The 14,046-nt window shown below is 63.6% G+C and carries 12 protein-coding genes; 7 read left to right on the top strand and 5 right to left on the bottom strand.

The window, feature by feature from the left end:
* Positions 1-2: 2 nt before the first annotated feature.
* Genes ilvN through ilvC form a run of 3 tightly spaced genes read left to right on the top strand, consistent with a single transcriptional unit; the run spans position 3 to position 1,945 of the window.
* A complete protein-coding gene (ilvN, locus tag KZX46_RS14200) occupies positions 3-512 on the top strand; it encodes an acetolactate synthase small subunit (RefSeq protein ID WP_216707475.1) in 510 nt (169 codons plus the stop codon).
* A complete protein-coding gene (locus tag KZX46_RS14195) occupies positions 509-913 on the top strand; it encodes a lysozyme inhibitor LprI family protein (protein ID WP_219774545.1) in 405 nt (134 codons plus the stop codon). The genes ilvN and KZX46_RS14195 overlap by 4 nt, the downstream gene beginning before the upstream one ends.
* Before the next feature lie 12 nt (positions 914-925).
* The gene (gene ilvC / locus KZX46_RS14190; protein WP_216707473.1) at positions 926-1,945 is read left to right on the top strand and encodes a ketol-acid reductoisomerase; all 1,020 of its coding nucleotides are present in this window, start codon (positions 926-928) and stop codon (positions 1,943-1,945) included.
* Between the two features lie 51 nt (positions 1,946-1,996).
* Here the strand turns inward: ilvC and KZX46_RS14185 are convergent, their stop codons facing one another.
* The 3 genes from KZX46_RS14185 to KZX46_RS14175 form a co-directional block, all read right to left on the bottom strand.
* Positions 1,997-3,139, bottom strand: coding sequence for a right-handed parallel beta-helix repeat-containing protein (locus KZX46_RS14185; protein WP_219774544.1), 1,143 nt, complete (start codon positions 3,137-3,139; stop codon positions 1,997-1,999).
* Positions 3,140-3,447: 308 nt separating this feature from the next.
* Positions 3,448-3,894 (bottom strand): DUF2721 domain-containing protein, encoded by a 447-nt coding sequence (locus KZX46_RS14180; RefSeq protein ID WP_216707471.1) that lies wholly within the window; start codon positions 3,892-3,894, stop codon positions 3,448-3,450.
* Between the two features lie 108 nt (positions 3,895-4,002).
* Positions 4,003-5,049 carry a PEPxxWA-CTERM sorting domain-containing protein gene (locus tag KZX46_RS14175; protein ID WP_219774543.1) on the bottom strand — a complete coding sequence of 349 codons (1,047 nt, stop codon included), beginning with the start codon at positions 5,047-5,049 and terminating at the stop codon, positions 4,003-4,005.
* A gap of 435 nt (positions 5,050-5,484) precedes the next feature.
* Between KZX46_RS14175 and KZX46_RS14170 the strand changes: the two genes are divergently transcribed.
* Positions 5,485-7,032 carry a 2-isopropylmalate synthase gene (locus tag KZX46_RS14170; protein WP_219774542.1) on the top strand — a complete coding sequence of 516 codons (1,548 nt, stop codon included), beginning with the start codon at positions 5,485-5,487 and terminating at the stop codon, positions 7,030-7,032.
* Here KZX46_RS14170 and KZX46_RS14165 read toward each other — a convergent pair.
* Entirely contained in the window at positions 7,029-8,255 is a 1,227-nt protein-coding gene (locus tag KZX46_RS14165) for a glutamate carboxypeptidase (RefSeq protein WP_219774541.1), read from the bottom strand. The two genes, KZX46_RS14170 and KZX46_RS14165, sit on opposite strands and share 4 nt — an antisense overlap.
* A gap of 562 nt (positions 8,256-8,817) precedes the next feature.
* Between KZX46_RS14165 and KZX46_RS14160 the strand changes: the two genes are divergently transcribed.
* The 3 genes from KZX46_RS14160 (at position 8,818) to KZX46_RS14150 (ending at position 10,852) form a co-directional block, all read left to right on the top strand.
* Positions 8,818-9,684 (top strand): hypothetical protein, encoded by an 867-nt coding sequence (locus KZX46_RS14160; RefSeq protein ID WP_219774540.1) that lies wholly within the window; start codon positions 8,818-8,820, stop codon positions 9,682-9,684.
* A gap of 65 nt (positions 9,685-9,749) precedes the next feature.
* A complete protein-coding gene (locus KZX46_RS14155) occupies positions 9,750-10,274 on the top strand; it encodes a hypothetical protein (protein WP_219774539.1) in 525 nt (174 codons plus the stop codon).
* Between the two features lie 62 nt (positions 10,275-10,336).
* Positions 10,337-10,852 carry a hypothetical protein gene (locus KZX46_RS14150; RefSeq protein ID WP_219774538.1) on the top strand — a complete coding sequence of 172 codons (516 nt, stop codon included), beginning with the start codon at positions 10,337-10,339 and terminating at the stop codon, positions 10,850-10,852.
* A gap of 1,314 nt (positions 10,853-12,166) precedes the next feature.
* On the opposite strand, the gene mutL is transcribed toward KZX46_RS14150, so the two are convergent.
* A complete protein-coding gene (gene mutL, locus KZX46_RS14145) occupies positions 12,167-13,969 on the bottom strand; it encodes a DNA mismatch repair endonuclease MutL (protein WP_219774537.1) in 1,803 nt (600 codons plus the stop codon).
* Positions 13,970-14,046: the final 77 nt, after the last annotated feature.

Here is a 14,046-nt window from a genome sequence, read left to right as displayed (position 1 = left end):
CGATGAAACCCCTCCCCTCCGAACGCCACACCCTCAGCATCCTCGTCGACAACGAGGCGGGCGTCCTTGCTCGCATCGTCGGGCTGTTTTCCGCGCGCGGGTACAACATCGAGAGCCTGACCGTCGCCGACGTGTCCGACGACCACGCCGTCAGCCGGATCACCGTGGTCACCTCCGGCCCGCCCGCGGTGATCGAGCAGATCATGGCGCAGCTCGACCGGCTCGTCCCCGTCCACCGCGTCCTCGACCTAACCGCGCTCGGCCCGCACGTCGAGCGCGAGATGGCGTTGGTCAAGGTCGCGGGCACCGGGGAGAAGCGCGTCGAGGCGCTGCGCCTCGCCGACATCTTTCGTGCCCGGGCGGTCGACACGACCACGCGCAGCTTCGTCTTCGAGATCAGCGGCTCGACCGGCAAGGTCGACAGCTTCATCACGCTGATGCGCGAGGTCGGGCTGGTCGAGGTCGCGCGGACCGGGGTCGTCGCGATCGCGCGCGGGCCGGAGGCGGTGTGACACGCTACGCGTCGCTTTTTGCCGTGATCCTGCTCGCTGCCACGCCCCTGCCGGCCAGCGCCGACGCGATCTTTGATCGCTGCAACGCGGCGACGAAGGCAGTGACCGACTCCGATCTGGCTCCGTGCGGGAGCGCCTGGGTCGCTCGGGAGGAGGTTCGGCTGAAGCTTGCGTGGAAGCGTGCGCTCGACGAGGTCGATGGTGCCGGGTCGGAACAGGGCAAGGCGCTGCTGGACGAGCAACGCGCGTGGATTGCGTTCAAGGAGAAGGCGTGTCGCCGCTACGACGTCATGTCGGCGGGCACGCTTGGCCGCTTTCACGATGCCTATGTGTGCCGCGCCCAGATCATCGGCGACCGTATCAATGAATTGGGCAGCCTTCGCGGCGACGGCCTGAGCTAAAAAGGAAACAGAATGCGCGTCTACTACGACTCCGATGCCGACATCGGCCTGATCAAGACTAAGAAGATCGCCATCGTCGGCTACGGCTCACAGGGCCACGCCCATGCCCAGAACCTCCGCGACAGCGGCGTCACCGACGTCGTCGTTGCGCTGCGTCCGGGCTCGGCGACCGCCGCCAAGGCCGAGGGTGCTGGGTTCAAGGTCATGTCGAACGCCGAGGCGGCGGCCTATGCCGACATCGTCATGGTCCTCGCCCCCGACGAGCATCAGGCGGGCATCTATGCCGACGACCTTGCCGCGAACCTCAAGCCGGGCAGCGCGCTCGCCTTCGCCCACGGGCTCAATATCCATTTCCAGCTGATCGAGCCGCGCGACGATATCGACGTCTTCATGATCGCGCCGAAGGGCCCCGGCCACACCGTCCGCTCCGAATATGTCCGCGGAGGCGGCGTGCCCTGCCTGATCGCGGTCCATCAGGACGCGACCGGCAACGCGCATGACGTCGGGTTGAGCTATGCCTCGGCGATCGGCGGCGGGCGTTCGGGGATCATCGAAACGAGCTTCCGCGAGGAATGCGAGACCGACCTGTTCGGCGAGCAGGCTGTCCTGTGCGGCGGCCTCACCCACCTCATCCAGGCGGGCTTCGAGACGCTGACCGAGGCGGGCTACGCCCCCGAGATGGCGTATTTCGAGTGCCTCCACGAGGTCAAGCTGATCGTCGACCTGATGTACGAGGGCGGCATCGCCAACATGCGCTACTCGATCTCGAACACCGCTGAATACGGCGACATCACCACCGGCCCGCGGATCATCACGTCGGACACCAAGGCCGAGATGAAGCGCGTCCTCGCCGACATCCAGGGCGGGCGGTTCGTCAAGAACTTCATCCTCGACAACCGCGCCGGCCAGCCCGAGTTGAAGGCCGCGCGCAAGGCGGCGGCAGCGCATCCGATCGAGGAGGTCGGTTCGAAGCTCCGCGCGATGATGCCGTGGATCGGCAAGAACGCGCTGGTCGACAAGGCGAAGAACTAAAAAGGGCCCCGGGGCGACGAGAGTCGTCCCCGGGGTTTGCCACCCTTCAAATCAAACGATCGGAAGCGACTCGCGGCGGTGACGGACGATGCCGACCAGACCGAAGCCGAGGGTCATGAGCATCCACTCGGCGGGTTCCGGAACCATGCCACTGGCCGGCGATCCGTCGGACCAGCGCGACCCGGACGACGCGTCCGCGGGCTGCGCCGTATAGGTGGTGCCGGTCAGCTGGAAATATGCGGACGCGTAATCGGTCGGCAGATATACCCCGCCGGTCAGCCACGAGTTGCTGCTCACGACGTTGTCCGTCCCGCCGACCACGTTGACGGCTACCCAATGCGATGCGGTCGGGTCTGCCGCGATATAATTGCCGGTGATGAAACTATCGACGCATGAGTAACAGGCGATGCCCTGCGAAAACGATGTGTTGACGATGTTGCCCGAGATCGTGATCCGCTCCGCCCCATCCGCCTTGCCGATAAACGAAGTAAATCCTTGCGTATTTCCGGTCGCAATATTGTCGATCACTTTGATGTCGGATGCAGGGGCGTGTCCCGCAGTACTTGCCACCTGGACACAGTCCGGATGTGCCCCTGCCGACGGCTGACTGCCGCTGCAGCTATTGTTCGCGACGAGGACAAAATGGTTGTCGAAGATATCGAAACCGTCTTTTGTCGAGCCGACAACCTTGTTGCCGGTCAGGGTGATATGGTTCGACCCGGATACGCCGACGCCGACGCCGACGTTGGTAAAGGTCGAATTCGTCACCGTGCCATTGGTCACGTCCTGAAATGCTATCCCGGCTTCGGGGTAGCTGACCGCGCTGACGACGTTCGTCTGGTCGAAGGAGATGTTGCTGCTGCTGTAGACGACGATCGCCTTACCGTAAGCATTCGGGCCGCCGGTCGCATCGAAGGTCCCGCCGACGACATGGACGCCGCTGACCGCCTGAAACTTGAGGGTCCCGGTGAAGGTCGCCTGCGTCGCATCGATCGTGATCGCGCTCGACACCGTCTTGTTCTGCAAGGCGACGGTGTTGGCAAAGACGCCCGACAATTTGATCGTATCGCCCTCGCCGGCCGACTTCCAGATGTTGGAGATGTTGTCCGCCGTCGCGTAGAGCACCGCGGCATTTGCGGGAAGAGAAACGACCATCGCGCAAATCAACGCGCCGTGCTTAACAAATTTAATCATGACGCTACGCAACTCCGCTACTGAAACTCGTAATAGACACAACAACAATACTTCATTTTTGTTCCGGACACGCATTAATAGACGAACGCGGAGTCGGTTTTATTAAATCCTGAATGAGATATTTCATAGAATTACGTGGTGTACAGGAAATAAATATTTGGAATAATACAGCCGATATACGACGAACCCGCCAAATATTATTTGGCAGAACTTTGGCCATTCCATCGATTATTCGAACGATAAATGCCGGCGATCGGCCGAGGCCGAGCGTCACGATTCCAATGGGTTCACACCATTCTCGACGCTTGTTAGCGGTCGAGCATCTCCGCCCGGATACGCACCGAGCGCGTCGCGATCTGGACCTCGAAGAGGAACAGCAGGAGCCCCGCGATCAGGAGTACCATCACGAGGATGAAGAGCGGTGCAACCGTCTGCGAGACGTGCCCGGGAATGACGTCGCCGACGAACAGGATCGCGACGACGATGCACACGAACAGCGCCGACAGCGTGCACAGCCCGATCGCCCAGTGCGCGGCGGTCATCCGGCGGTTGAGCATGGTAAGTTCGCGCGTGGCGCGGCGCTTTGTGTCGAGATCGTATCCCGAAATCTCCGCCTCGACCTTGCGCGCCCGGTCGATCACCCGCCCGAGCCGGTTGGTCAGGACGTTGAGCACCGAGGCAATGCCCGTAAGCAGGAACACCGGCGCGACCGCGAGCTGAATATTGTGCGAGATCGCATCGACGGTTCCAACCAACGGTCTGCCCTACGCGGCGTGGTGCCGCCGACCAGTCATGCCACGCGGACACCGGCCAGCCAACCAATGACGCGGCGGCGGCTCACGCAGGCGGCTCAGGCGGGCGGCTCAGGCGGCGGCCAGCCGCCGCGATCGCCGGGTGGCGGCTCCGACGACACCAAAGCCGACGATCATGCTAAGCCACGCGGCCGGCTCGGGGACGGCACCGACGCTTGCCCCCGGCGCCCCGCCACCGTCGAATATGCCACTTGCGTCGAGGCGCGCGTCGAACGGCGCGAGCGCGAGCTGGGCGAGATGCGCAGTCTTGGGCAGCGCGCCGATCGTATTACCAATGACGATGTTGTCGCTGCCACCGATGATATTGATATTCGTCATGTGCAGAGCGCCGGCCAGCGTCGTGACCTTGTTGTAGCTGATATTGCTGTCGACGCAGGCGTAGCAGGCGATCCCCTGCGAAAAGGTCGTCGCGACCCGGTTAGCGATGATCGAGATGCGCAGGCCGCCCCCCTTTGCTGGATCGAACGACGTGAACCCCTGCGTCGGACCGGTCGCGACATTGTGTTCGATCGTGATGTCCGACTGCACGGCATGGCCGGCGACGCTCCACAACTGGATGCAGTCGGGATGCGCCCCGGCGGCGGGCGCTCCCGCGCTGCAACTATTGTACGTCGCCGTGACATTGTGACTGTCGGCGATATCGATGCCGTCGGACGTCGCACCGGTGATGGCATTGCTTCTAAGATAGCCGTTGGTCACGTGGTTGAATGTAATCGCGGCGTGGAGCCCCGAAAATGTCCCCTGCTTGACCGTGGCATTGACCGTATCGCTGAAGGCGATGCCCTGGCCGCCCGCGTCCCCGACAACCACCGGCTGCTTGAACGAGATATTGCTGCCGCCATAAACGACGACGGCGCGACCGTATTTGGTCGGCGCGCCGCCAGTCGCGCCGAACTTGCCGCCGATGACATTGAGGCCGTCGACCTTGTTGATCACCAGTGTATCGGTGAATACTGCGCCGGTCGCATCGAGGGTCATGCCCTTTGCCGACGACTTATACTGCAGCCGGGTGAGGCCAAACGTGCCACTAAGTTTGATCGTATCCCGCGGACCGGCGGCTTTCCACACCGCGTCGATTGTTGCGGCGGTGGCAATCAATACTTTCGATTGCGCAGGAACAGCGGCAACAACAGACATGTAGAACGCCAAGCAAGCCGCTCCAGACGTAATAACACGTGACATTCCAACCCCCTAAAAAGAAGACAATGATAACCAGCCCGCATCACTACTCGGCGTGATACGTTTCCCCGCTCTTAACAAGGACTTACAGATGAATTATTACCAATTAACCACCGGCTGGCAAATATAATTCACCTTCGCTTGGCCGCGTAATTACACCGTTTCGCACGACCCCCGCCGGTCTGGACATCCGGCAGCCGCGGTGATAACCGTTGTGCCATGATCGCAATCGGCCAGCTTCGACTTATTCGACCCTAGGCACGCGCCGCCCACCGGGGACGTCGCGGGCGTGAGGGACAAGCCCGGCCCCCCGACCCCAGAGCTTCGATGCTCGCAGGCCCCAAGGCGACGATCATGACCGACCAAATCCGTATATTCGACACGACATTGCGCGACGGCGAACAGTCGCCCGGCTGTTCGATGAACCTCGAGGAAAAGCTCCGCGTCGCTGCACAGCTCGAAGCGCTCGGCGTCGACATCATCGAGGCGGGCTTCGCCATCGCCTCCGAGGGTGACTTCGAGGCGGTTCGCGAGGTCGCGCGCCAGTGCCAGCGGGCCACGGTCGCCAGCCTCGCGCGTGCCTCGCTCGGCGACATCGACCGGGCATGGGCGGCGGTGAAGTTTGCCCGCGCGCCGCGCATCCACACCTTCATCGCGGTCTCGCCGCTGCACATGCGGGTCAAGCTGAACATGGCCCCCGACGCCGTACTCGAAGCGATCCGCACGTCGGTCAGCCATGCGCGCAACCTGTGCCCCGACGTCGAATGGTCGGCCGAGGACGCGACGCGGTCGGACCCCGACTTCCTCGCCCGCGCAATCGAGATCGCGATCAATGCTGGCGCGCGGACGATCAACCTGCCCGACACCGTCGGCTATGCGACCCCCGAAACCTACGGCGCGATGTTCCGCGACATGCTGAACCGTGTGCCCAACGCCGATCAGGCGGTGTTCTCGACGCATTGCCACAACGACCTCGGCCTCGCAGTTGCGAACACGCTTGCCGCCGTCATGGCGGGGGCGCGACAGGTCGAGGCGACCGTCAACGGCATCGGCGAGCGTGCCGGCAACGCTGCGGTCGAGGAGATCGCGATGGCGCTCCGCGTCCGCCACGACGTCATGCCGTACATGACCGGGGTCGTGACGTCGGAGATAACCCGCGCGAGCCGGATGGTCAGCGGCATCACCGGCATGGCGGTCCAGGCGAACAAGGCGATCGTTGGCGCCAACGCCTTCGCCCACGAGAGCGGCATCCATCAGGACGGGATGATCAAGGACGCCTCGACCTACGAGATCATGACCCCCGAGAGCGTCGGCCAGGGTGCGACCAACCTCGTCCTCGGCAAGCATTCGGGGCGCGCCGCGTTTCGCCAGAAGCTCGACGAGCTCGGCTACACGCTGTCGGACAATGAGTTCGGCGACGCCTTCAAGCGCTTCAAGGACTTGGCCGACGCGAAGATGGCGATCTGGGACGAAGACATCGTCGCGCTGGTCGACGACGAGGTCTTGCGCGGCCACGACGCGATCCAGCTTGTCGAGGTCGAGGTCTATTGCGGCAGCAACGGCCCGCAGCGCGCGGTGCTGACGCTGTCGGTCGACGGCGTCGAGACCACTGCCGCGGTCAAGGGCAACGGCCCGGTCGACGCGCTGTTCGCCGCGATCCGCAAGATCGTCCCCCACGACGCCGCGACGCTCCAGCTGTACCAGGTCCACGCCGTGACGCAGGGCACCGACGCACAGGCCGAAGTCAGCGTGATGCTCGCGGAAAACGGCCGGACTGTGCGCGGGACCGGTGCGGACGTCGACACGCTGGTCGCGAGCGCGCGGGCGTATGTGAACGCGCTCAACAAGCTGATGGTCAAGCGCGGGCGGAGTGCGCTCGAGGGGCTGGCGGCGGCGGGTTAGCGAACCCCCTTCGTCCCCAACTCCTCGATCAACGCAGCCAGCAGATACAGGCGCGGGGTCAGCGTCGTCAGGTCGATATACTCGCCGTCCGAGTGGAACTTGCCTCCGACCGGCCCCAGCCCATCCAGTGCCGGCACGCCTTTCGCCGCCGCCATCGCCGATTCCGACGCGCCGCCGTTGCCCCCCGTCCCGAGCGTCCGCCCGATACCTGCGTAAATCGCGCCCGCGCGCACCGCGAGCGCATCGGTCGCCGGGTTGTTTGCGAGCGGCGGATAGGCGGGCTCGTGGAGGATCTTGACCGTCGTCCCCGGCACCGCGATCGTCTTCGCGTTCGCCTCGAGCTGCGCCAGCACCGCGTCGTTCGCTTGCGGTGTCCGCGCACGGACGCTGAACGTCGCGGATGCGTGGTCGGGGATGATGTTGTTGCGCGTCCCCGCCGCAAGCAGTGTCAGGTTGACCGTCGTCTGGTCGCCGGTGTGCGGAAACTTCGCATACCCTTCGAGCTGGTGGAGCAGTTCGACCGCGGCGTTGTGCCCGTCCTGCGGCGCGACCCCGGCGTGCGCCGCCTTGCCGGTCACGTCGATCATCACCACCGTCGAGCTCTTGCGCCAGACGGTGACCTTGTCGGGGGCGTCGCCGGGTTCGAGATTGAGTTCAACGTCGGCGGTCGACAACAGCCGGTCGATCAGCTTCCGCGTCCCCGGCGAGCCGCGCTCCTCGCTCGTCTCGATCAACAGCGTGATGCTGGCGAAATCGGTGAACTTCGCGTCGCGGAGCAGTTCGAGCGCCTTGATTCCCTCGACCACCCCGCCCTTCTCGTCGCCGACGCCCGGACCGGTGGCGCGATCCCCGACGATCTTGAACGGCCATTTGGCAACGGTGCCGGGGCCGAACACCGTATCGAGATGCCCGATCATCAGGATCCGCGTCTTGCCGGTCCCCTTGACCGTCGCGACGATGTTTTCGGGCAGCCCGGGAGCCTCGGCCGGCACCGTCTCGACGCTCGCCCCAAGGGCTTTCAACCGCGCGACGAACACCGCCCCAACCTTCCGCCCGCCCTCGACGTCGCCGGTCCCGGAATCGATGTTGACGACCTCTTCGAGCAGCTTGAGCTGATCGGCCCGCGCGGCGGTCGCGGCCGCCATTAGCGGGTTTGATGCCGCGAGCGCCGGAGCCGAGAGGGCGAGAGCCAGCGGCAGCACGATCAGCTTCAATCTAGTCACGCGATGAGTCTCCGTCTGGATGGTTACACAAGTCGATCACACCACCGATTTTCGTCCCGGCCGAGATCGGAAGTTGACGAAGTTGACGCCACGTCAGACCGAAACACTGCCCCCGCCGCGGAGCGCGGCGGGCCGCGGGCCGCGTTACGGTGGGGGCGATCGGGATTATCATAGGCGCGAGGCTACGCTGCCGGCGCCGGTGTAGGACAGCGGAATATTTTTATCGTTCGACTTCTCGAGCCCACCTGTCGTTCAAGGCGTTAGACCCTTTGGAACATCAACGGTTGAAGGGACAAGACTCAAGATGTCTGACCTGTACTATCCGTACGCGAATTCCCAAGACGCTGCGCTTCGTCTTGGGCGCTTCGTCGATCGCGCAGTTGATCCCCGCTGCGGGGTAACTTGGTCTGATGGGACCACGTTGACGCTTCTCCGCCGGGCACAGCCAAGTGCCGATGGGCATGGCACATATCTGAACGTTCTTCGCCTACATGTCTCAGCACCGCCGCCAGCGCCACCAAAGCCTGCTAAGTCGGACAGCTTTTTGGAACGAGCCGAGGCTATGTTCTGGCAAGTTATGGAGCTCGAAGGCCAAGCCGAGATCGACAATGCCCAAGCCCAGATGGCGATGTCGCAAGCTGTCGTCGGTGCTGTTCGAGACAATGTGTGGGAACCAGCTCACCGCTACCTGTTGCGACACAAGAAGGTTGCCGATGGTGTCGGCGTCGCGGTCGATGCCATCGGTGTCGTTGCTGGCGCGGCGTTCGTGATCGCGCTGAGCCCCGAACTCGGCGCCCTTGCTATTGTCACTGGGGCTGCCGCCGGAATCGGCTCAATTATGCTGCTATTCGCTGACGGCTCTGTATTTGTCCCTGAACTGCTGGGCAACAAAACCATGAGCGAAAAGCAGGAGAGTGCCCAGTGGGTACAATGGTTCAGGATTATCGGTACTGGGCTTACGCTATTTGATATTCCGGTGGGTGGCGCGCGTGCTCTTGTCGAGGTCGGCAAGCTGAGCCGTGAGGCGCGCGAAGCGCTGATTGGTGCAGAGAGCAGCGACAAGCTGACGGCGCTTGCTCGGGAACGAGTAGAAGGCATTCACAATCCGACCAAACACCCGGGGCCGGTCAACAGGCGAATGCATAAGGTGCGAGTGCTGGCACGCCAAGCTGAAGCGCATCGCCAAGCCGCACTAAATCTGACGCACCGAATGCGCGTGGTTGCGGCGCGTGACGTGACAGCTTCATTCGTCGCCACGCCCGTCGGAACAGGTCTGCTTGTCGGCTCGCCGCCGGCGATGGTATTGAGCGAACGGCAGCGGACGGCTGACGAAAATTATCTCAAGCTTCTCGAGCCGGAGCATGGAATGCCGAAAGATGTGAAATTTGAAATGCGCGCGAGTGCCGTCGGCAAAGCTGTACGTCAGTGACTGGCAACCCACTCGACCGGCCGCCGGGTTTGGCTCCGAAGGGAACAAGCTGGGGCCTTGGCCTGATGACGGTCTACACCCCGGGAATTCTCGGTTTCACTGCGCTGGCAGCGGCACCGTGGCTGCCCGGCGGGTTCGGCACCGCCTTTCCAATAGCAGCAGCTTCCATAGCGGTTTGGGCTATTCTCGCCATTCCACTTATTCTTGGGATGAAATTACGACGATATTGGGGTGTTTTGCTCTATTTTTACATTGGAATGTATTGTGTAGTCGCGCTTCCACTCGCAGTAATCTTTCTGATAATATTGTACCTGTCGACTCTAAACAATCCGCCAGCCGATTCCGGCATAATCGTATTCGGCGTTGGCTTGATCGCCATGCTCCCCTTCTGGCCAAAACTCGTGCGCGCGCTGCGCCTGAAGTACTGGCAGCCGTGGACAAGGCCCGACGAGTGGGAGACCGGCGACGAGCGGATCGCAGGGTGGGTTTTCGATACCGCCGGTGTCCCGCGCCCTCCAGCTGTCGAGACTAGCGTGGCTCGACCGATGAGGCCAACCGCTTCACAAGCGCGATCGCGCCGTCGTCGGTAAATCGGAGGGTTGCTTTTCGTCGCTTTGAGTCGCCGAAGCAGCCACCTGTGAAGGTCCGTCGCATGGTTGAAACGACCCCTGCTGCGAAGTCGAAGCTGCTTGGATTTTGCCTCCTCGGGGGCGGCGGTGCCGTCGCGCTGTATTCGGGGTACGGCCTCGGCGGTGCGTTCGGCGGCCTTGCCAACCGCGCACCTCTGATCGAGCTGAGCGCGATCGACGCGACCGGCCTGCTCGCCGCAATTGGGGTCATCCTGATCGGCATCGTCGCGCTGCTACCAGTCGGTCTGCCCGAGCCGACCAAGCGCGGCCGATCGCTGCCGAAAATTCCCCCGGCCGCCAAGCCGTTGATGATCGCCGCCGCGATCTTCATCGTCGCCTCCCCGATCGCCGCGTCCGTCGTCCGGACGATCGTATCGTCAAAGGCCGAGGATGGTGGTTATGTTCGCTGCCCGCGAACGGAGTGGCAGCGCAAGCAGCCCGACCGCTGGTCGCGGAAGACACCGGCGGGCGTGGCCGGATGCCCGAAGGGCGATCCGGCGTCCTCAGGGCGGATCGCCCGAGCATCCGCGATTTCGTGAACACTAATCAGCGCCGCCCTAACAACTTCTGCAGTTTACCCGCGGCAGCTCGACTCAAGTTCGTCGTCACGGTTGCAATGCCCCACACGAGGCGACATCCATCGCGCAAACTTACGCGCTGATTTTCGCGACCGCTTCCGCCCAGACCCTGCTGTAGCGCATCTTACTATGCGATGTTGGAATAGTGTAACGCTGCAAACTTGCCGCCGGTTCTAGTATCTGAACTCGGCGGCAAGAACTGCGAGCATGCTGTTTGAAAATAGTCTCGTGGCAGACCTATTCTTAGGTAACTACGACTAGTTATCCGACCCGCTATAACGGCCTCGTATCTTCGCAGCCAAAGTCTGCACAAGGGGTTCCCGCTGGCAGTTGATACTGACCCTCTGGATAATATTTGTTCATGCAATACGCGTTGGCGGCGTCGTCATCACCCATATTACGACGCACATACTCTGACCTACAGGACCAGTACGCAGCCTCTCGCGCTTCTGGAGACAAGGCTTGTGCGTACACTGGAGTTGAAAACGGTATCGCTATCGCCATCATAAGCAGTGCAGGTATATTTTTGATCATAAATATTCCCTATATCTTAGCAGAAATCCCCAGTCCACCATAGTTGTGGCCACTGTCCTGACGAGTCAATACCGACAACTTGTTATTTTCACTCAATGCTCTTTAATGTTCGAGTTAATCGCGCTTCTCTTAATCTTGGTTATTGCGAGATAGTTTAAGAACATAGCAATAGATAGAATTTACTAAGACCGTGTCGGATGTCTCGTGAGAGAAGTTTTGATTGCACTAGCGTGTCGTTGCGACACTTGTTGTCGCCTGGACTAGGCAGTACAGCGTTAGCTTTTAGTCGGTAGGCTTTGAATACGGATACGCCAACGGTCTGTCCGTGCTGGCCCAAGTCGATTGAGTCGCTGGTCCTGCGAAATGTGGGCAATTGCTCGCGGCGCAGGTGTCGTAGGAGCTGCTGATCAACGGCGCAGCGAGGGTCAACACTCAGTCACGGATACGTGGAAGCGGCATAATAGATGAATCCCGATGCGCTCCGGCATACTGATCGGCAGTGCAATGCGCGCGTTGGCATTCTGATCCCGCTGATTGCAGCTGGTCTCAATTTCAGGCGATCAGACTTGTCCGACTCTGCAGAACAGACCTCGAACACGTCGAGAATGTAGCACCCCCCAACGTGTCTAACTGATCGGAGCGTGTGTCAATGGATCTGACAGAAAACCGCCCGTCTGCTTGTTGCTTTCATTTCAACCACTGCTCGTCGGCGATAAGCCACTTCGATCCCTCATCCCGCCCTCACCGCCGCCCGAACAACTTCTCCAGATCGACCCGCGCGAGCTTCACCCACGTCGGCCGCCCGTGGTTGCACTGCCCCGAATGCGGCGTGACCTCCATCTCGCGGAGGAGCGCGTTCATCTCCGTGACCGACAGCACTCGCCCTGCCCGCACGCTGCCGTGGCAGGCCATCGTCGCGGCGACCGCGTCGAGGCGTTCGGCCAATCCCGGGGCGGCGTCGAAGGCGGCGAGGTCGTCGGCGAGGTCGCGGACGAGCGCGGTGGCGTCGACTGCGCCGAGCAGCGCGGGGGTGGCGCGGACGAGGACCGCCTTCGGGCCGAAGCCCTCGATGTCGAGGCCCAATGCGGCGAAGTCGGCGGCGTGTTCGACGAGGTGTGCAGCGGCGTTCTCGTCGACCTCGACGACCTGCGGCAGCAGCAGCGCCTGCGCGGCGACGCTGCCCCCGGCCCGCGCGGCCTTCATCCGTTCGAGCGTCAGCCGCTCGTGTGCGGCGTGCTGGTCGACGAGGATCATGCCGTCGGGGGTCTCGGCGACGATGTACGTCCCTGCGACCTGCGCGCGCGCGACCCCCATCGGGAAGCCGTTCATCGGCGCGGGGGCCTCGGTGCGCGCGGCGGGGGCGAACCATGCGGGATGGGCGTCGGCGACGTGAACGCTCGCCTCGCCGTCGGACCAGACCGGGGGAGCGTAGGCTGCGCCGGCAAACGGGAGTGTCGGCGGAAAAGCGGCGGGCGATCCCGGCTGGAACGCGGCGAGCGCGCCGACCGCGACGGTCGTGCTCGCGCGGTGCCCGGCGGCGTCGAGCGCGCGGCGCAGGCCCGAGACGATCATCCCGCGGACGAGCGCGGCGTCGCGGAAACGGACCTCGGTCTTCGCCGGGTGGACGTTGACGTCGACGAAATCGGCAGGGACGTCGAGGAACAGCGCGACGACGGGGTGGCGGTCGCGCGCGAGCAGGTCTTGATACGCCCCGCGGACCGCGCCGACGAGGAGCCGGTCGCGGACCGGGCGGCGGTTGACGAAGAGGAACTGGTGGTCGGCGACGCCGCGGCTGAAGGTCGGCAGCCCCGCCAGCCCGCCGAGGGTCAGCTCGTCGCGGAGCAGGTCGATCGGTACTGCATTCTCGGCGAAGTCGGCCCCGAGCAGCGCGGCGAGCCGCGCAGGGAGCGGGCTGTCGCCGCCATCGTGGCAGAGCAAACCGCCGTCGGGCGCATCCGCGCTGAGCAGCCGCCGCCCGTCGTGGCGCAGTTCGAAGGCGACGTGCGGGGTCGCCATCGCCAGCCGCCGGACGACGTCGACGCACGCGCCCAACTCGGAGCGGATCGACTTGAGGAATTTGCGCCGCGCCGGGACCTGCACGAACAGTCCTTCGACCGTCACCGTCGTGCCGCTCCCTCGCGCCGCCGGGCCATCGGCGACGACGCGGCCGTGGTCGATCGTCAGCGCCCAGCCGGTTCCTTGCGCGGTGCGGCTGGCGAGCGTCAGCCGCGCGACGCTTGCGATCGACGGCAGCGCCTCGCCGCGGAAGCCGAGCGTCGCAATCGCCGACAGGTCGCCATCGGGCAGCTTCGACGTCGCGTGGCGTTCGACTGCGAGCCGCAGCTCGTCGGCGTCCATTCCCATGCCGTCGTCGGCGACCTGGAGGTAATCGACCCCGCCCGCCGCGAGCTCGACGACGATCCGGCGTGCGCCGGCGTCGATCGCGTTCTCGACGAGCTCCTTGAGCGCCGACGCCGGGCGTTCGACGACCTCGCCGGCGGCGATCTGGTTGACGAGCTGGTCGGGCAGGCGGCGGATCGGCACGACGTTCCCGTAGCGCGTCGAACGCCCGCCGTCATCTCCGGCGCGGCGACCATCGACCTTGCCAATTCACCCTGCCC

Origin of the sequence: Polymorphobacter sp. PAMC 29334 (genome assembly GCF_019431245.1) — a bacterium.
Lineage (GTDB): Bacteria > Pseudomonadota > Alphaproteobacteria > Sphingomonadales > Sphingomonadaceae > Polymorphobacter_B > Polymorphobacter_B megasporae.
Note: the sequence above shows the minus strand (reverse complement) of the source record. Positions and strands in the feature narration are given on the sequence as shown.